Raw genomic sequence first — 18,452 nt, 5'->3', positions numbered from 1 at the left:
CGTGCAGGGAACGGAGGATGGGGAACGGGATGAGGTGCACGTGGTGTCTGGGGTCACCACTCCGGGGGTTTCCACGGCGAGGAGGCCGCCTCCGGATTCATCTTTTTCCTGTTCCCCATGCTCCGTTCCCCGCCAGTGATCAGTCGCTGATGGCGACCTTGGCCGCATCCTTGAAGTTGTCGGTGCCGGAAATCACGATCCGGTCGCCTTCCTTGAGGCCATCCAGGATCTCGACCTTGTCGATGCTGCTGGCCCCCACGCGGATCGGCTTCTTCTCGGCAATGCCGTCGTGCACGACATAGGCGAAGTTGCCGCCGGATTCGTCGACGAAGGAGCCGCGCTGCACGGTCAGCACGTTGTCGCGCTTGTCGAGCAGGATGCGCACGGACAGGCGCTGGTTCTGGCGCAGCTGCTTCGGCGTGCTGCCGTCGAAGCGCAGGCGCGCTGCCACTTCACCGTTCACGACCTCGGGCGAGATCGCACTGACGATGCCCTTCCAGGTGTGGCCGTTGCCGGTGATCTCGCCGTTCATGCCGATCGCCAGGTCGCGGGCGAAGCTCTCGGGCACCTGCATCTCCACTTCCAGCGCGGAGAGATCGATCACGCTCAGCAGCTTGGCGTCCTTGGCCACGGTGGCGCGCTCGGCGATGAACAGCTGGCCGACCTGGCCATCGACCGGCGACTTCACGTTGAGGTCGTCGACCTGGCGCTGCAGGTCCTTGACCAGCAGCACCTGGCGCTCGTGCGCGAGCTTCTTCGACTTGATGTCGAAGTTCAGGCTGGCGTTGTCCATCCCCAGATCGGACTTGGCGTGCTGGGTGGTCAGCCTGGCCTTCTGCAGGGTGTCCTTGGCGCGGTCCACGTCCATGCCCGAGACGGCGCCCAGCTTGAACGCCTTCTCGTTGCGGGCGAGGTCGCGCTCGGCCGCCTGCTGGTCGATCAGCGCGTTGTCGTAGGCCTTCTGCAGCGAGGAGCGCTGCTTGCGGGCCTCGATCTGCGCGCGCTGGTATTCCACTTCCATCGCGTCGGCGTTGGACTCTTCCTGCAGCAGCTTGTTGGTCAGTTCCGGGCTGTCGATGACGGCCAGCACCTGGCCCTTCTTCACCGTGTCGCCCGCATGCACCTTGACCGTGACCGCACCGCCGGAGGTGGCGTACATGGTCGGACTGACCGCCGCCACCACCTTGCCTTCGGCCGCGATGTCGCGCACGAACAGGCCGCGCTCGACGGTGGCAAAGGACAGGCGCGAGGCGCTCACCGATGCGTCGGCCGAGAACAGCCGCATCGCGGTCGGCAGCGCAAAGGCCAGCGTCGCCAGCACGGCCAGGCCGATGCCGGCAAACAGCAACTGGCGCTTGCGGTTGGGTTTGACCTCGACCAGGCGGTCTTGAGCGGAGGTGTCGCGGATCATCGGGCGGTCCTGACGGATATGACTGTGGCTGGTTGAGCAACCGCCGTGCCAAGTCGTGTCGGAACCGCGCAGGCCTTGCGGCTGCGTGCTTTTGCGGAAACCGTGTTCGATGTGTCCGCTGTCCGCGGACACGGCGACGGACAGGCGGACAAGCGGCCGGACACCGCGGCCGAAGAAAGGCATGCCTGCCCGTTCTGCTCCCTCTCCCCGCCGGGGAGAGGGTCGGGGTGAGGGGCCGGGGCTCGCGGGAATGGTCGCCGAGCAGGGGCTTGCTTGTCGTTCTTGCAAGTTCCTCCGCGACTTGGCTCGCCTGCGGCGGGCTTCCGATCGCCTGACGGCGCTCGGGTCACTTTTCTTTGCGGGCCCAAAGAAAAGTAACCAAAAGAAACGGCCTGGCGCAGCCCGGGGTGGCCAAAAAGCTAGGTGCCTCCCCGCCTTGCTTGGTCAGTCTCCTGCTCTTAGAGGAGCTGCCGCCGCTTTACCGCGGGCGCTCGGGAGGTGAGGCAAGGGAGGCATGCAGCGGGTTTGCTGGTATCGGCTTTTGTGGGTCTCTCGCCGACGGAGCTTGTCGTGCTCGCCAGTAGGGCTCGCAATCACAAAGCGAAACGAACGAAGCCGTCGTGCTCGGCTCGGCTCGTCGTGCGGTTCGGCGCGTCAGAACCCTCGACCGCTCTGAAGGCGCAAATCGGTAGCAGCCCCACGCCACCGCAAGCCCCCCCCTTGCCCCAACTCCCGAGCGCCCGCGGTAAAGCGGCGGCAGCTCCTCTAAGAGCAAGAGACCATCCAAGCAGGGCGAGGTGGCACCTAGCTTTTCAGCCACCCCGGGCTGCGCCAGGCCGTTTCTTTTGGTTACTTTTCTTTGGGCCAGCAAAGAAAAGTGACTCGAGCGCCGGCAGGCGATCGAAAGCCCGCCGCAGGCGAGCCCAGTCGCGGAAAAACCCAGCAAGAACAACACGCAAGGCAACACCTAACGCGAATATCCCCGCGAGCCCCGGCCCCTCACCCCAACCCTCTCCCCGGAGAGGAAAGCGAGCCGAGCGCGGGCGCCCGGCCGTGTGCGGAAGCCCTCACCCCACGGCCTGCTCGATCCGCTGCCTCATCGCCGCGTCGATGCGCGGCACCAGCTCCAGCGCCGCCAGGTTCTGCTCCAGTTGCTCGCGCCGGCTCGCGCCCAGCAGCACCGTGGACACGTGCGGATTGGCCAGGCACCACGCAAGCGCCAGCTGCGCCTGGCTCACGCCGAGCTCCTGCGCGATCGGCGCCAGGTGGCGCACCCGCTCCACCCGTTCGCGCCCGGAGCCGAGCACCGTCTCGCGCAACCACTCGTAGCCCGGTTGCGCCAGGCGCGAGTCGTCCGGAATGCCTTCGTTGTAGCGCCCGGCCAGCAGCCCGGACGCCAGCGGCGACCAGATCGTCGTACCCATGCCGAAGCGCTCGTACAGCGGCGCGTACTCGCGCTCGACCCGCTCGCGATGCAGCAGGTTGTACTGCGGCTGCTCGGCCACCGGCGCGTAGCAGTGGTTCTCGCGCGCGATCCGGTGCGCCTCGGCGATCGCCTCGGCCGGCCACTCGCTGGTGCCCCAGTAGAGTACCTTGCCCTGGCGCACCAGCGTGTCCATCGCCGCCACCGTCTCTTCGATCGGCGTGTCCGGATCGGGGCGATGGCAGAAGTAGAGGTCCAGGTGATCGACGCGCAGGCGCTCGAGCGCCTGGTGGCAGGCCTCGATCACGTGCTTGCGCGAGAGCCCCCGCTGGGTGGGTTTGGGGTTGTCCACGGCGCCGAAGAACACCTTGCTCGACACGCAATAGCTGTCGCGCGGGAAGCGCAGGTCCGCGAGCACGTCGCCCATCAGCCGCTCGGCGTCGCCGCGGTTGTAGGTTTCGGCGTTGTCGAAGAAGTTGACGCCCCGGTCCCACGCCAGCGCCAGCAACTCGCGCGCCTGCGAGCGCCCGACCTGGCGGCCGAAGGTCACCCACGCGCCAAATGACAGCGCGGACAATTGCAGGCCGGTGCGGCCGAGGCGGCGGTAGAGCATGGCGGGGCTCCTCAGGCGAAAGCGGCCATTGTCGCCGACATGGCCTCAAGATCTTGTAGGAGCACCCCTGTGCGCGACCGCCATCCACCAACTGGACCGGTGCTCGCGCACAGGTGCGCTCCTACAGGGCGAGGGCGACCAGCGCCAGCACGATGGCCGCGTAGGCGCCGGCCACCACGTCGTCGATCATCACGCCCAGGCCGCCTTTCATATGGCCGTCCAGCCAGCCGATCGGCCAGGGCTTCCACACGTCGAACAGGCGGAACAGGCCAAAGCCCACCGCGATCATCCACCACGGCGCCGGCAGCAGGAGCAGCGGCAGCAGCGCGAGCCACTGCCCGACGAACTCGTCCCATACCAGGCTGCGGTGGTCGTCCACGCCCAGTGCACGTCCGCCTACGTCGCAGGCCCATACGCCCAGCGCGAAGGCCAGCACCAGCACCAGCACGTAGAGCGGCAGGCCCAGGTGGCGCAGCGCCAGCCAGGGCAGGATTGCCGCGAGCGATCCGAACGTGCCCTGCGCCACGGGCGCCAGGCCCGAGCCCCATCCGCAGGCGAGCCACCCTGCCGGCAGGGCGAGCAGGCGGCGGCGCTGGTCGGGGGTGAGGTTCTTCCTGTCGGTCATGCGGATTCCGTGGGTTTGCGCGCGCACGCGGGCGCGGGTTGGCTAGGCACCGAAATGATCCCAGCCGCCCCGCATCGCGGCCAGTGCAGTGCCGCCGATTGCCCGCACGCCCTGCCCTTCGATGACCGCCCCGATGCGCGTGGCGTGTGCCCCGACTTCGGCCAGCGCCGCCTGCATGGGGCCGACCGCGGCGGTCGGCACGGTGAAGCAAAGCTCATAGTCGTCACCGCCGGTCAGCGCCAGTTCGCGGGCGGCGGCGTGACCAAACACGCTGCGCAGCGCGGGCAGCAACGGCAGCGCATCGAGGTCGAGTTCGGCACCGACGCCGCTGGCCGCGCAGATGTGTCCCAGGTCGGAGAGCAGGCCGTCGGACACATCGATGCAGGCACTCGCATGCGCGCGCAGCGCCACGCCCGCACGCACGCGCGGCGTCGGGCGGTCCAGGCGCGCGCGCAAGCTGCGGTGCGCCTCGTTGCCTGGATCGAACGGCAGCCTGCCTTGCACCAGCCGCAGTCCGCCGGCGGCGCTGCCGAGCGACCCGGTCACGAACACGGCGTCGCCGACGCAGGCCCCGCTGCGCGCCAGCGCCTGCCCCGCCGGCACGAAACCGTGCACCGCGACGCTCAGGCAGAGCGGACCGCGGGTGGTATCCCCGCCGACCAGCGCCACGCCGTGCTCGCGCGCCAGTCGGGCGAAGCCCTCCGCCAGGTCATCGATCCAGGGCGGATCGCCCTGCGGGAGGGTCAGCGCGAGCAGCGCCCAGGCCGGCGTCGCGCCCATCGCGGCCAGATCGGACAGGTTCACCGCCAGCGCCTTCCAGCCGATGTCCTGCGGTGCGGTCCCGTGCGGGAAATGCACGCCCTCGACCAACGTGTCGATCGCCACCGCCAGTTGCTGGCCAGGGGGAACCGCGAGCACCGCGGCATCGTCGCCGATCCCCAGCCGCACGTCCTCGCGCGCCAGCGCGGTGCGTTCGCGGATGCGGTCGATCAGGCGGAATTCCATGGCGTGGCCGTCGTCTTGGGAACGCGCAAGCAGAGCATCCGCCCGCCCGCGGATGCAAGCCTCGCGCCTTGCCGACCCTGCCCAATGGCACAGGCTCCGGCGCCGATCACGCTGGTTAGAATCGGGTCTTGCCCCGGGAGACACAGCATGCGCCCTTCCCTGCTTCGACACGGCCGTGCCCTTGCGCTTTCGATCGGCCACCAGCGGCTCCTGCCGCTGCTCGGCGGCCTCATCCTGGTCTGCGCCGCCGCGCTGGCGGACACGCCCGGCGCCCGCGGCGTGCTGGAGCCGGTGCATGCCTTCTTCGACGCCATGGCCAAGCATGACCAGGCGGCCATGCGCGCGCAGGTGCTGCCGGCCGGAACGGCGACGCTGATGCGCGAGGGCAAGCCGGTGCAGCTCACCCTGGGCGACTTCGTCGACCACGTGAAGCCGGGCAAGGAAAACATCGAAGAGCGCATCGGCAAGCCGCAGGTGATGGTCGACCGCGACCTGGCGGTGGTGTGGGCGCCCTACACCTTCCTGCTCGACGGCAAGCCGCACCACTGCGGCACGGACGTGTTCAACCTGGTGCGGGTGGATGGGCAGTGGCGCATTGCGGCCATCGCCGACAACAGCCGCCAGTGCGAGCCGTAGGGACGGCGCAGGAGGGGCTCCAGCCCGCCGCTCGTCCGTAACGGGCGCCGGCGGGGTGGGCCCAAGCCCACCCTACGGGCTAGCGCGCACCCTTCTCGGCCGAGCGCAGTTCGCCGGCGAGCTTGTCCAGCACGCCGTTGACGTAGCTGTGCCCGTGGTCGGCGCCGAAGCGCTTGGTCACTTCGATCGCCTCGTTGATGACGACGCGATAAGGCACGTCGAGCCGGTACTTCAGTTCGTAGGCGGCCAGGCGCAGCGCGGCGCGCTCGATCGGATCGATCTGGTCAACCTCGCGGTCGACATAGGGCTTGAGGGCGCTATCGAGCTCGCCGACGTGCGCTTCCACGCCGTGCAGCAGGTCCTCGAAGTAATCCAGGTCGGCCACTTCCATGTCCTGCTCATGGCGGAACTGGTCGATCACGGCCTTCATGTGACTGCCCGACAACTGCCAGGCGTACAGCGCCTGCAGCGCGCGGCGGCGGGCGCGCGAACGGGCGGCCAGGTCGATGCCCTGCGGTGCGCTCATCACAGCTTCCCGTACAGGTTGGCCATTTCCAGCGCGGCCAGCGCCGCGTCGGCGCCCTTGTTGCCGGCCTTGGTGCCGGCGCGCTCGATCGCCTGCTCGATGTTGTCGGTGGTCAGCACGCCGAACGCCACCGGCACGCCGGAGGCGTAGGCGGCCTGCGCCAGGCCCTTGGCGCACTCGCCGGCGACGTAGTCGAAGTGTGGCGTGGAGCCGCGGATCACCGCACCCAGCGCGATCACCGCCGCATAGCGGCCCGAGTTGGCGAGCTTGTGCGCGGCCAGCGCGATCTCCCAGGCGCCCGGCACGCGGATCAGGTCGATCGCCTCGTCCTTCACGCCATGGCGCACCAGTGCGTCGCGCGCGCCGGCCACCAGCGGCTCGACGACGAAGCCGTTGAAACGGCCGGCGACGATGGCGAAACGGCCCGTGGGCGTGGCGAAGTCGCCTTCGATGATCTTCATTGCGAATCCTTGGGCAGACGGGAAGGCCTTGCGGGGCCGGGTATTTTACGGGTTTGGGCCGGCGATATCTCCTGTGGGAGCCCACCCTGTGCGCGACCCGGGGCGGCGGGGTCGCGCACAGGGTGCGCCCCTACAGGGACGGATGCGGGTAATGGGAGCATTCGAGCCGTGCCTCGCCCCCCGCGACACGCAGGCGAGCCTGGCCGCCGAACGGCAACGTCAGCTGACGGTCGGCATGACCGTGCGGCAAGCCACGGACCACCGGGACGCCGGCGCTGCGCTGGAGCTGCGCGAGGGCCGCCTCCAGGTCGTAGCCGTTGTCTCGCGGACCCGGGCGGCAGGCGTGGAAGTCGCCCAGCACCAGTGCGCGCTGTCTTGCGAGCACGCCGGACAACTGCAGCTGGTAGAACAGCCGCTCGATGCGGTACGGCGGCTCCGCCAGGTCCTCGACGAACAGGATGCCGCCCTCGATCGCCGGGAAATACGGCGTGCCGAGCAGGCTGCACAGCACCGCCAGGTTGCCGCCCCACAGCGTGCCCTGCGCGTCCAGCGTGGCCTCGCCGGTGCCGGGCCAGGTGGCGACGGTGGCATCCGAGCAGAGCGTGGTCCAGAAGTGCTTCCAGGTGAAGGTCGGTGCCGGTTCGGCGCCCAGGTCGGCCAACAACGGGCCGGCGAAGGTGCGCACGCCGCTTCGGGCGTACAACGCCAGCTGCAGCGCGGTGAAATCGCTGTGGCCGACCAGCGCGAGGCTGGAACCGGCCAGCCGCTCGCGCAGGGCGTCGTAGTCGAGCTGGGCGAGCAGGCGCGCCGCGCCGTAGCCGCCGCGGGTGACCAGGGCGATGTCCGGCAGCGTGTCGAGCGTGGCCAGCGCATTGATGTCGCGCGCACGCTCGGAATCGCTGCCGGCGAAACGCAGCTCGGCGCGCTCCAGCACCTCCAGGCCCTCGACGCTGCAGCCGGCCTCGCGCAGGCGCGCCACGCCGCGCGCCATGACGGCGGGGTCGTGGGCGTAACCAGAGGGGGCGATCAGGCGGATGCGGGCGTTGGGCATGGGCTTGATGGCGGTGGGTTGCGGGTCATCCTAAGACAGCTGCGAACGGGTTGCCGATCGCCTTCGATGGAGGCCTTGCCTCTGCCGACGACCTGCCCGGGCAGGAGCGCACCCTGGGCGCGACCACCTTCCCGGTCGCGCACAGGTGCCCTCCTACAGCGTGAGCCGCCGGCGACGCCATCAAACGTACTCCACCACTTCCAGATCGAACCCGGCCAGGCCCACGAGCTTGCGCGGCGTACCCATCACGCACAGCTTGTGCACGCCCAGGTCGGTGAGGATCTGTGCGCCCAGCCCGAGCTGGCGCCATTCCTGCTGCTGGGCATCCTCCGGCGCCAGCGCGACCGGCTGGCGCTTGAGCCGCGCCAGCAGCGCCTCGGCGGTGTCTTCGCCCGAGAGCACCAGCAGCACGCCGCGGCTTTCGTCGGCAATGCGACGGAGCGCGGCGGTGACAGTGAGTCCGAGGTCGTCGCGGGTCAGGTGGAGTACGTCCGAAAGCGTGTTGCGCACGTGCACGCGAGTCAGTACCGGCGCGCCGTCGTCGACCGTGCCGCGCACCAGTGCGTAATGCAGCCCGTGGCGGATGGCATCGCGCCAGGCGACCAGCCGGAACGGGCCGAACTCGGTCTGCACCTCTTCCTCGTGCACGCGCTGGATCGTCTTCTCGGTTTCGAGCCGGTAGCGGATCAGGTCGGCGATCGTGCCGATCTTCAATCCGTGTCTGGCGGCAAAGACTTCCAGCTCGGGGCGGCGCGCCATCGAGCCATCCTCGTGCAGGATCTCGATCAGCACCGCCGCCGGTTCCAGCCCGGCCAGTGCCGCCAGATCGCAGCCGGCCTCGGTATGGCCGGCGCGGGTGAGCACGCCGCCGGGCTGCGCGGTGAGCGGGAAGATGTGGCCTGGCTGCGAGAGGTCCTGCGGCTTCGCGTCGGACTTGACCGCCACCTGGATGGTCCGCGCGCGGTCGTGCGCCGAGATGCCGGTGGTGACACCCTCGGCCGCCTCGATCGAGACGGTGAAGTTGGTGTGGTACGGCGAGGTGTTGTCGCTGACCATGGGGCGCAGGCCGAGCTGGCGCGTGCGCTGCTCGGTGAGCGTCAGGCACAGCAGGCCGCGCGCCTCGCGGACCATGAAGTTGACGTCCTCCGGCCGCACCATCTGCGCGGCCATGACGATGTCGCCCTCGTTCTCGCGGTCCTCGTCGTCGAGGATCACGACCATGCGGCCGGCGCGGAGGTCTTCGAGGATTTCGGGGATGGTGTTGAAGGGCATGCGTGGGATCCGGTTGCTTTGCGGATGAGAGGCCCGGTGGGCGCACGCCGGGCGCGCACCCCACCGCCCCTCGCCGGGAGAGCGGCTTGCAGTCAGGCGAAGCCGTGCTGTTTGAGGAACGCCTCGTCCAGCCGCGGCGCCTGGCCGCTGCCGATCAGCCGCTCGACGTAGCGGGCGATCACGTCCACCTCGATGTTCACCGCGTCGCCCGCGCGCCTGGCGTGGAAAGCCGTGTGTGCGACGGTGTGCGGGATCAGGTTCACGCCGAAGCGCGTGCCGGCCACCTCGTTGACGGTCAGACTGGTGCCGTCGATGCAGATCGAGCCCTTGGCGGCGATGTAGCGCGCCAGCTGCGACGGCACCTCGAAGGTCCAGCGCTGCGAGCGCGCGTCGGGCGCGATCGAGACCACCTTGCCCACGCCGTCGACATGGCCGGACACCAGGTGTCCGCCCAGCCGGTCGGCCAGCCGCAGCGCCTTTTCCAGGTTGACCGGATCGCCGGCCTTGAGCTGGCCCAGGGTGGTGAGCGAGAGGGTTTCGTTGGACACGTCGGCCGCAAAGCCGTGCTCGCCGAGCGAAATCGCCGTCAGGCACACGCCCGACACGGCGATCGAATCGCCCGGCTGGACGTCGGCCAGGTCGAGATCGGCGGTATCGACGTGCAGGCGCACATCCCCGCCGCGCGGTTCGAGCCGCGCGATACGGCCGACGGTCTGGATGATGCCGGTGAACATCAGCGCACCTGCTGGACGGAGGCGGCGAAACAGAAGGATGGGGACATGAAACGTTCTCCGTGACGTCGAGCGAGAACGCCCCAAGGCATGAGGCCCACGCACGGCCTTGGCAGCCATGCGCGCGACCGTCTTCTTTCATCCGGACTGTGACCGTCGGCTCCGGTGTTCGACCGGATCTGCTGACCTTCCGCCGAGGCGGAAGCGCTCGCGGGCTCGTTTCTTGCGAAACCTACCGCCGGTGGGGAATTTCGCCCCGCCCTGAAGACGCGTGTGCCGGCGAAGCCGGCCGCCGAAGTCTACCACCGGCGCCCCGATCCCTGTAGGAGCGCACCCTGCGCGCGAACGCGCGGTTCGGCGCCGCATGGTGGTCGCGCACAGGGTGCGCTCCTACACCTCCGCTCGCAGCTGCAGGCGGATGTCTTCACCCACCATGCGCCGGTCCAGCGTGCGCAGGCGCCAACGCTCCTCCATCCGCGCCAGCGGCGGCAGGGCCAGCAGGGGGCGTGCCGTGTCGCCGAGCAACACGGGCGCGATATAGAGCAGCAGTTCGTCGGCCAGGCCGGCCGCCAGCAGCGCCCCACACAACGTGGGGCCGGCTTCGACGTGCAGCTCGTTGATGTCGCGGCGGGCGAGCTCGGCGAGTGCGAGATGCAGGTCCAGGCCGCCTGGTCCTTCCGGCAGCGCTATGCGATCGGCGCCCGCGAGGTGCGGTGGCACCGGCGCGTTGGCCGCATGCATGAGCAGGGTTGGCGCCTGCGCATCGAGCACGTGGCTGCCGGCGGGCGTGCGGAGCTGGCGGTCGAGGATCACGCGCAGTGGTGCTGCCGGGGAAAAGGCCGCCGCCTCTCCCCCGGCGGGGTCGGCGGAGAGGGAGTTGTCCCCTGCCCCGGCCATCCGCGCGGAAAACCGGGGGCGGTCCGCGCCTTCCTGCAAACGCACGGTGAGGCGCGGGTTGTCGGCCAGCACGGTGCCGCTGCCGGTCAGGATCGCCGAACTCCGTGCGCGCCAGCGCTGCACGTCCGCCCGCGCGGCCGCCCCGGTGATCCATTTCGACTCGCCGCCGGCCAGCGCGGTGCGGCCGTCCAGGCTCATCGCCAGTTTCACCCGGACCCACGGCCGGCCGCGCTCGATCCGGCTGAAGAACCCGACGTTGAGTTCGCGCGCCTGCTCGCGCAGCAGCCCTGATGCCACCGTGATGCCTGCCGCGCGCAGCTTCTCCAGCCCTCGCCCGCGAACCGCGGGAAACGGGTCTTCCGCCGCCACCACCACCCGCGCCACGCCCGCGGCTACCAGCGCGTCGGCACACGGCGGGGTACGACCGAAGTGCGCGCAGGGCTCCAGCGTCACATAGGCCGTGGCGCCCCGCGCGGCAGTGCCCGCTTCGCGCAAGGCGAACACCTCCGCATGTGGCTCGCCCGCCCGCTGGTGCCAGCCGGCGCCGACCACGCGCTCGCCGTGCGCGATCACGCAGCCCACGCGCGGGTTGGGTTGGGTCGTATAAAGGCCGCGCTCGGCCAGGCGCAACGCATGCGCCATGTGCAGGTGGTCGATGCTGGAGAACGCTTCGGTCATGGCGCCACTATCGTAGGGTGGGCTTCAGCCACCGCTTCCTCCGCATCAGAGCCGGCGGGCTGAAGCCCACCCTACTTCGGTCCGCGGCTATTTGGCGGGCCGCTTGCCGCTGCCGAGCAGCGGCAGTTGCAGGCCATCGAGACCGGGCAGATCGCGCTCGAGCTTCTCGATTTCCTCGCGGAACGCCTGCACGTCCTCGAACTTGCGATAGACCGACGCAAAGCGCACGTAGGCGACCTGGTCGAGCTTCTTCAGCTCGCGCATCACCAGTTCGCCGACCTGGCGCGAAGGCACCTCGCGCTCGCCGCTGCGGCGCAGGTCGTTGATGATCTCGCGCACCGCGTTGTCCACGTCATGGCTGGCCACCGGACGCTTCTGCAGCGCGCGCTCGAAACTGGTGCGCAGCTTGCGCTCGTCGAACGCCTCGCGCCGCTCGCCGCTCTTGACGATCGCTGGCAGCTTCAACTCCGCCGTTTCGAACGTGTTGAAGCGCTCGCCGCATTGCGGGCACTCGCGACGACGGCGCACGGTGGCGCCGTCCTCGGTCAGCCGCGAGTCGATCACGCGGGTGTCTTCGTGCTGGCAGAAGGGGCAATGCATCAGGTCGGAATCGTCAGTGGGAAACAGACAATGGTAAAGAGCCAGAGCCCGAGGAAACCGCCTCTACGATTGGCGATTGACCATTCTCCATTCGCGGCCCTTCAGGCATACACCGGGAATTTCTTGCACTGCGCTTCGACCTGTCCCCGAACCTTGGCGATCACGGCCTCGTCGGCCGGGGCATCCAGCACGTCGCACAGCCAGTTGGCCAGATCGATGCAGTCGGCTTCCTTGTACCCGCGGGTGGTGACGGCCGGGGTGCCCACGCGCAGGCCCGAGGTGACGAAAGGCTTCTGCGGGTCGTTCGGCACGGCGTTCTTGTTGACCGTGATGTGCGCCTTGCCCAGCGCCGCTTCGGCGTCCTTGCCGGTGACGCCCTTGCCGATCATGTCGACCAGCATCAGGTGGTTCTCGGTGCCGCCGGAGACGATCTTGTAGCCGCGCTGGATGATGGTCCTGGCCATCGCCTGGGCGTTCTTGACGACCTGCTGCTGGTAGGCCTTGAAGTCCGGTTCCAGCGCCTCCTTGAAGGCGACTGCCTTGGCCGCGATCACGTGCATCAGCGGGCCGCCCTGGATGCCCGGGAAGACGATCGACTGCAGTTTCTTCTCGATCTCCTCCCCTGCGTCCTTCGCGACGATGATGCCGCCACGCGGACCGCGCAGGGTCTTGTGGGTGGTCGAGGTGACCACGTGCGCGTGCGGCAGCGGGCTGGGGTACACGCCGGCGGCGACCAGGCCGGCCACGTGCGCCATGTCGACGAAGAAGATCGCGCCGACCGAATCGGCGATCTCGCGCATGCGCTTCCAGTCGACCACCTGCGAGTAGGCGGAGAAGCCACCGACGAGCATCTTCGGCTTGTGCTCGCTGGCCAGGCGCTGGACCTCGTCGTAGTCGATCAGGCCGGCCTCGTTCACGCCGTACTGCACCGCGTTGAACAGCTTGCCCGAGATGTTGACCTTGGCGCCGTGGGTGAGATGGCCGCCGTGGGCCAGGCTCATGCCGAGAATGGTGTCGCCCGGCTGCAGCAGCGCCAGGTACACCGCCTGGTTGGCCTGCGAGCCCGAATGCGGCTGCACGTTGGCGTAGGTGGCGCCGAACAGCTGCTTGACGCGGTCGATCGCCAGGCGCTCGGCCACGTCCACGTACTCGCAACCGCCGTAATAGCGCTTGCCCGGGTAGCCCTCGGCGTACTTGTTGGTCAGCACCGAGCCCTGCGCTTCCATCACGCGCGGGCTGGCGTAGTTCTCCGAGGCGATCAGCTCGACGTGGTCTTCCTGGCGGCGCGCTTCGTCGGCGATGGCGCGGGCCAGCTCAGGGTCGAAACCTTCGATCGTGCAATCGGTCGGGAACATGCGTCGCCTCGGCGGGTGGGGATGGGTGCAAGCCGGAAAGTGTAGCCCCGCCGGGGGCTTGCGGCCACCATCGGCGCCGCCCCGGTGCAGCGCCCAGACCATCACGTAGCTGATCACCATCAGCAGCAGCCATGAGCCGAGCTTGGACAGCGGCACCATCGACCAGCCGTGCCGCTGCGCCGGATAAAGCCAGGCGCGGCTGAAGGTACCCACGTTCTCCGCCAGCCAGATGAACAACGCCACCAGCACGAAACCGAGCAGCAGCGGCATGCACCGGTGCACGCGGCGGATGCGGTAGTGGATCCAGGTGCGCCGGAACAGCCAGGCCAGCGCCACGAAAAGCAGCGGCCGGGCGTCCGGCAGGTAGTGGTGGGTGAAGAAGTTGGCGTAGATGCCCAGCGCCAGTGCCACGGCGGGCGCGAAGCGCGGGTGCGCGCTGAAGCGGAAGTCGAACAGCCGCCAGGCCCGCGCGATGTAGCTGCCGACCGAGGCGTACATGAAGCCGGAGAAGAGCGGCACGCCGCCCAGGCGCAGCAGCGACGGCTCCGGATAGGTCCACGAGCCCACCGCCGTCTTGAACAGTTCCATCAGGGTGCCGACGACGTGGAACAACGCGATCACCCGCGCCTCGCGCGGACTTTCCAGCACGGTGGCCAGAAGCGCCAGCTGGATGGCGATCGCCATCAGCGTGATGAAGTCGTAGCGCGCCAGCGGCGCCTCGGCCGGGTACCAGCGCCACGAGGCCAGCAGCAGTGCCACCATCAACCCGCCGAACAGGCAGGCGGAGGCCTGCTTCACGCCGAAGCAGACGAACTCGTAGGCGAACGTCGCCAGCCGCCCGCGGCGGGCCGCCTGCCGGCCGACCCACCGTTCCAGCCCGCGCCAGCCACGCCTCGAACCGCGTACGCCGCCGATCGCTTCCATCGCCCGCTCCCCGCGGCAAAACCCCAAGGCTCCGGGGCGCAAAGGCCCGCCGCATGGCAAGACGGGGCCCGATCGGCGATAATTGGCGGTCATTTCCCCGCCTTTAGCCGCCGGACCGCCTTTGCGGCCCGCGGACGCCCTTAGGGAGCCGAAGCATGCAGTACATCTACACCATGAACGGGGTGAGCAAGATCGTTCCCCCGAAGCGCCAGATCATCAAGGACATCTCGCTCAGCTTCTTCCCCGGCGCCAAGATCGGCCTGCTGGGCCTCAATGGCGCGGGCAAGTCCACGGTGCTCAAGATCATGGCCGGCGTGGACACCGACTTCCAGGGCGAGGCCCGTCCGCAGCCGGGCATCAAGGTCGGCTACCTGGCGCAGGAACCGCAGCTCGATCCCGAGAAGACCGTCCGCGAAGTGGTCGAGGAAGGCGTGCACGAGATCCTCGACGCGCAGAAGCGCCTGGAAGAGGTCTATGCGGCGTACGCCGAGGAAGGCGCCGATTTCGACGCGCTCGCCAAGGAGCAGGAGCAGCTTGAAAACCTGCTTGCCGCCAACGACGCCCACGCGCTGGAGCGCCAGCTCGAAGTGGCCGCGGACGCACTGCGCCTGCCGCCGTGGGACGTCAAGGTCGGCCCGCTCTCGGGTGGCGAGAAGCGCCGCGTGGCGCTGTGCCGCCTGCTGCTGTCCAAGCCCGACATGCTGCTGCTCGACGAACCGACCAACCATCTGGACGCCGAGTCGGTCGAGTGGCTGGAGCACTTCCTGCAGGACTACCCCGGCACCGTGGTGGCGGTCACCCATGACCGCTACTTCCTGGACAACGCCGCCGAGTGGATCCTCGAGCTCGACCGCGGCCGCGGCATTCCGTGGAAGGGCAACTACACCGAGTGGCTTGAGCAGAAGGACCAGCGCCTGAAGCAGGAAGCGCAGCAGGAGAAGTCGCGCCAGAAGGCGATCGAAAAGGAACTGGAGTGGATCCGCTCGGCCGCCAAGGGCCGCCAGTCCAAGGGCAAGGCGCGCCTCAACCGCTTCGAGGAACTGAATTCGGTCGAATACCAGCGCCGCAACGAGACCAACGAGATCTTCATCCCGCCGGGCGAGCGCCTGGGCAATGAAGTGATCGAGTTCAAGAACGTGTCCAAGTCCTTCGGCGACCGCCTGCTGATCGATGACCTGTCGTTCAAGATCCCGGCCGGCGCGATCGTCGGCGTGATGGGTCCCAACGGCGCGGGCAAGTCGACGCTGATGAAGATGATCATGGGCAAGGAGCAGCCGGACTCGGGCGAGGTCAAGCTCGGCCACACGGTCAAGCTCGCCTATGTCGACCAGTCGCGCGACGCGCTCGATGCGAAGAACAACGTGTGGCAGGAGGTCTCCGGCGGTTCGGACATCCTCACCATCGGCAACTTCGAGATCCAGTCGCGCGCCTACATCGGCCGCTTCAACTTCAAGGGCACCGACCAGCAGAAGATCGTCGGCAACCTGTCCGGCGGCGAACGCGGCCGCCTGCACATGGCCAAGACCCTGCTGCAGGGCGGCAACGTGCTGCTGCTCGACGAGCCGTCCAACGACCTGGACGTGGAGACCCTGCGCGCGCTGGAAGACGCGCTGCTGGAGTTCCCCGGCTGCGCGGTGGTCATTTCGCATGACCGCTGGTTCCTGGACCGCATCGCCACGCACATCATCGCCTTCGAGGGCGACTCGCACGTGGAGTTCTTCCCCGGCAACTACAACGAGTACGAAGCCGACAAGAAGCGCCGCCTGGGCGACGACGCCGGTCCCAAGCGCGTTAAGTACAAGAAGCTGGCCTAAGCCGCCGCTGCTACTCCCTCTCCCCCGGCAAAGCCGGGGAGAGGGTTGGGCAAGGGAGGCCCGTGGCTCCAGCTCCCTCTCCCCTCCGGGGAGAGGGTTGGGGTGAGGGCCCGCTTCAATCGAGACAAAGCAGCGCGAAGCGCCTCCTTCGCTTCCTCTCCCCTCCGGGGAGGATTGAGGTGAGGGGCCAAGCTGGCCTCGAACTTCACCACCACCACCACCAACGAGGAGCCTCCCATGCACTTCATGCAGTCCCTGCACCAGTCATGGCAGCGCAATAACTCCCTCGTCTGCGTCGGCCTCGACCCCGAGCCCGCCAAATTCCCTGCCCACCTGCGCGACCAGCCCGACGCGGTCTACGCCTTCTGCCGCGCCATCGTCGATGCTACCGCCGACCTCGTCTGCGCCTACAAACCCCAGATCGCCCACTTCGCCGCCTTGCGCGCCGAAGACGCCCTCGAACGACTGATCGCCCACATCCACGACGCGCACCCCGGCATCCCGGTGATCCTCGACGCCAAGCGCGGCGACATCGGTTCCACCGCCCGGCACTACGCGACGGAAGCCTTCGAGCGCTACCAGGCCGACGCCGTCACCCTGAACCCCTACCTCGGCCGCGACTCGATCCAGCCCTTCCTGGAACGCGCCGACAAGGGCGTCATCCTGCTCTGCCACACCTCCAACCCCGGCGCCGCCGACCTGCAGGACCTGATCGTCGAAAGCACCGGCGGCGAACGCCTGCCGCTCTACCAGCACCTGGCCCGCACCATTGCCCGTGACTGGAACGGCAACGGCAACTGCGCCCTGGTCACCGGCGCCACCTGGCCCGAACAGCTGGCGCAAGTTCGCGCCCTGGTCAGCGACATGCCGTTGCTCGTCCCCGGCATCGGCGCCCAGGGCGGCGACGTCGAAGCCGTCCTGCGCCACGGCCGCACCGCCGACGGCACCGGCCTGATGATCAGCTCCTCGCGCGCCATCCTCTACGCCGGCAACGGCGAAGACTTCGCGACCGCCGCCCGCGAGGCCGCCGAAAGCCTGCGCGCGCAAATCAACCGCTGCCGTTGAGCTTTGCGGGCTTGCGCCCGCACCAGTCCCGCGCAGTCGCCCGCACGCTCGCGCGCCGATTCGCCCTTCCACTGCGCGCAAGGACTACGCCGGCCTCAGCGCATGGCTGATGGCCTGCCAGCAGGGAGTCCCTAAGCTGCCGGCTCGCCATACGGACAAGGCGCGGACATGGCAGGCAGGCAATGGGTCAGGGCAGGGATCGTTGTGCTGGCAGGCACGCTGGCCATGCCACCGGGCGCACGCGCCCGGGATCAGGACACCGTCATGGCGATCATGCCGGTCTTCGGCCAGCTCGTCGCCTGGCGCATGCCGACAGGCTTCCACCGTGCGAACGAGGAAACACACGGCACCCACTACCTCTTCGAGGCGCTACGCGATCAGGAGACCGCCGGGGCGTGGTCCCAGCGCATCACCCTCGAGGCCGAGGCGGGCGCCGCCAACTCGGACCGCACGCCACAGGAGTTCGCAAGCGACCTCGCCACCGGCTTCAGGCAGCGCTGTCCGGACACCTACTACGGCATCGAGCTCGACCCGCCCGCCGTCGACGGCCATGAGGCCTTTGCCGCGGTGGCTGGCTGCGGCCGCGTCGCGGGAGACAAGGCGGCGCGCGGCGAAACCGCATTGATCGTGGTCGTGAAGGGCGCGCATAGCTACTACACGCTGCAGTGGTTCGAGCGCGGACGTGGCCAGGACCTGCCGCCGCGGATCGACGCCGACCTGTGGTCCGGGCGCCTGAAGGAGCTGCTGCCCGTCACGCTGTGCGACGAGGTGGCCGGGGAAGAGCCGCCCTACCCCTCCTGCGTCGCGCGCATCAGGGCGCATACCGGTCCGCTGACGACCTCGGCCTCCCGGAACCGCCGGTCGACCGACACGGCCGAGGTCGAGGCGCGCTGGGAAGCCATCGGGTTCACGATCACGCTCCAGCACTACCTGTCCACGCTGGCTGCTGCCTGTGACGCGATGCCCGGTGCGTCTGTACCGCCCAAGGGCTTGCTCCGGGCATGGCAGGAGCGCGGCCGGAACGGGGTTTTCCTGGACGCCAGCCGGATGTACCAGACCGCGCTGGTCACTGCCGTGCGGGAGTCCAGTGGCGAGGAAGCGGCGCAACGCATCCTTGCCAACCAGATGGCACTGGTGCGGCAGCAGGGCGACGACGCGGCCAGCAGGCTCCTCGATGAGGACCCTTCGGGGCGGGCCGAAACCTGCCGCCAGGCGCGGACCGAGGTGGCCGCGGGGCAATACGATATCGGCCAGAGCCTGCCGATGTACGCCACACTGGAGTCCCTGGTCCGGGAGCTGGGTGGAAACGGGAACGGCTCGTAGGCAGCGCCGATCCATTCTGGCCCGCCGGCAGCCGCGGAACGC

General features: G+C 69.0%; 16 protein-coding genes, 1 pseudogene and 1 riboswitch. Of the genes and pseudogenes, 4 read left to right on the top strand and 13 right to left on the bottom strand.

Annotation, left to right across the window (positions count from 1 at the left end; translation table 11 throughout):
• Nucleotides 1-139: 139 nt before the first annotated feature.
• The 4 genes from ACFWZU_RS01230 to thiL form a co-directional block, all read right to left on the bottom strand.
• Nucleotides 140-1,411, bottom strand: a complete 1,272-nt coding sequence (locus ACFWZU_RS01230) for an efflux RND transporter periplasmic adaptor subunit (protein WP_439699589.1) — start codon at nucleotides 1,409-1,411, stop codon at nucleotides 140-142.
• Nucleotides 1,412-2,478: 1,067 nt separating this feature from the next.
• A complete protein-coding gene (locus ACFWZU_RS01225; RefSeq protein WP_439699588.1) occupies nucleotides 2,479-3,447 on the bottom strand; it encodes a potassium channel beta subunit family protein in 969 nt (322 codons plus the stop codon).
• 121 nt (nucleotides 3,448-3,568) lie between these two features.
• Nucleotides 3,569-4,072, bottom strand: a complete 504-nt coding sequence (locus ACFWZU_RS01220; RefSeq protein WP_439699587.1) for a phosphatidylglycerophosphatase A family protein — start codon at nucleotides 4,070-4,072, stop codon at nucleotides 3,569-3,571.
• 42 nt (nucleotides 4,073-4,114) lie between these two features.
• Nucleotides 4,115-5,077 carry a thiamine-phosphate kinase gene (gene thiL / locus ACFWZU_RS01215; RefSeq protein WP_439699586.1) on the bottom strand — a complete coding sequence of 321 codons (963 nt, stop codon included), beginning with the start codon at nucleotides 5,075-5,077 and terminating at the stop codon, nucleotides 4,115-4,117.
• A 147-nt stretch (nucleotides 5,078-5,224) separates the two neighbouring features.
• Between thiL and ACFWZU_RS01210 the strand changes: the two genes are divergently transcribed.
• Nucleotides 5,225-5,713: a nuclear transport factor 2 family protein gene (locus ACFWZU_RS01210; RefSeq protein WP_439699585.1), complete on the top strand. Its 489-nt coding sequence runs from the start codon at nucleotides 5,225-5,227 to the stop codon at nucleotides 5,711-5,713.
• A gap of 79 nt (nucleotides 5,714-5,792) precedes the next feature.
• On the opposite strand, the gene nusB is transcribed toward ACFWZU_RS01210, so the two are convergent.
• The 9 genes and pseudogenes from nusB to ACFWZU_RS01165 all read right to left on the bottom strand — a co-directional run.
• Nucleotides 5,793-6,239, bottom strand: coding sequence for a transcription antitermination factor NusB (gene nusB / locus ACFWZU_RS01205; protein ID WP_439699584.1), 447 nt, complete (start codon nucleotides 6,237-6,239; stop codon nucleotides 5,793-5,795).
• Complete coding sequence (gene ribH, locus ACFWZU_RS01200; protein WP_439699583.1) at nucleotides 6,239-6,700, bottom strand: 6,7-dimethyl-8-ribityllumazine synthase; 462 nt, start codon at nucleotides 6,698-6,700, stop codon at nucleotides 6,239-6,241. The genes nusB and ribH overlap by 1 nt, the downstream gene beginning before the upstream one ends.
• 130 nt (nucleotides 6,701-6,830) lie before the next feature.
• Nucleotides 6,831-7,751, bottom strand: coding sequence for a muramoyltetrapeptide carboxypeptidase (gene ldcA / locus ACFWZU_RS01195; protein WP_439699582.1), 921 nt, complete (start codon nucleotides 7,749-7,751; stop codon nucleotides 6,831-6,833).
• Between the two features lie 180 nt (nucleotides 7,752-7,931).
• Nucleotides 7,932-9,023, bottom strand: a complete 1,092-nt coding sequence (gene ribBA / locus ACFWZU_RS01190) for a bifunctional 3,4-dihydroxy-2-butanone-4-phosphate synthase/GTP cyclohydrolase II (RefSeq protein ID WP_439699581.1) — start codon at nucleotides 9,021-9,023, stop codon at nucleotides 7,932-7,934.
• Nucleotides 9,024-9,115: 92 nt separating this feature from the next.
• Entirely contained in the window at nucleotides 9,116-9,757 is a 642-nt protein-coding gene (locus ACFWZU_RS01185) for a riboflavin synthase (RefSeq protein ID WP_439699580.1), read from the bottom strand.
• A 123-nt stretch (nucleotides 9,758-9,880) separates the two neighbouring features.
• Nucleotides 9,881-10,027, bottom strand: a riboswitch (FMN riboswitch).
• A 117-nt stretch (nucleotides 10,028-10,144) separates the two neighbouring features.
• Nucleotides 10,145-11,293 (bottom strand): bifunctional diaminohydroxyphosphoribosylaminopyrimidine deaminase/5-amino-6-(5-phosphoribosylamino)uracil reductase RibD, encoded by a 1,149-nt coding sequence (ribD, locus tag ACFWZU_RS01180; RefSeq protein ID WP_439699808.1) that lies wholly within the window; start codon nucleotides 11,291-11,293, stop codon nucleotides 10,145-10,147.
• Nucleotides 11,294-11,416: 123 nt separating this feature from the next.
• The gene (gene nrdR, locus ACFWZU_RS01175) at nucleotides 11,417-11,929 is read right to left on the bottom strand and encodes a transcriptional regulator NrdR (protein WP_439699579.1); all 513 of its coding nucleotides are present in this window, start codon (nucleotides 11,927-11,929) and stop codon (nucleotides 11,417-11,419) included.
• Between the two features lie 101 nt (nucleotides 11,930-12,030).
• Nucleotides 12,031-13,284, bottom strand: coding sequence for a serine hydroxymethyltransferase (gene glyA, locus ACFWZU_RS01170; protein ID WP_439699807.1), 1,254 nt, complete (start codon nucleotides 13,282-13,284; stop codon nucleotides 12,031-12,033).
• 117 nt (nucleotides 13,285-13,401) lie between these two features.
• A pseudogene (locus tag ACFWZU_RS01165) lies at nucleotides 13,402-14,208 on the bottom strand (DUF817 domain-containing protein); the annotation flags it as partial.
• A gap of 155 nt (nucleotides 14,209-14,363) precedes the next feature.
• Between ACFWZU_RS01165 and ettA the strand changes: the two are divergent.
• The 3 genes from ettA (at nucleotide 14,364) to ACFWZU_RS01150 (ending at nucleotide 18,410) form a co-directional block, all read left to right on the top strand.
• Complete coding sequence (gene ettA / locus ACFWZU_RS01160; RefSeq protein ID WP_439699578.1) at nucleotides 14,364-16,022, top strand: energy-dependent translational throttle protein EttA; 1,659 nt, start codon at nucleotides 14,364-14,366, stop codon at nucleotides 16,020-16,022.
• Between the two features lie 237 nt (nucleotides 16,023-16,259).
• A complete protein-coding gene (pyrF, locus tag ACFWZU_RS01155; protein WP_439699577.1) occupies nucleotides 16,260-17,087 on the top strand; it encodes an orotidine-5'-phosphate decarboxylase in 828 nt (275 codons plus the stop codon).
• A 168-nt stretch (nucleotides 17,088-17,255) separates the two neighbouring features.
• Entirely contained in the window at nucleotides 17,256-18,410 is a 1,155-nt protein-coding gene (locus ACFWZU_RS01150; protein WP_439699576.1) for a hypothetical protein, read from the top strand.
• Nucleotides 18,411-18,452 lie beyond the last annotated feature (42 nt).

It is taken from the genome of Frateuria sp. GZRR33 (assembly GCF_051900425.1).
Classification (GTDB): Bacteria; Pseudomonadota; Gammaproteobacteria; order Xanthomonadales; family Rhodanobacteraceae; genus Frateuria_A.
This window is presented reverse-complemented; position numbering and strand designations above follow the sequence as displayed.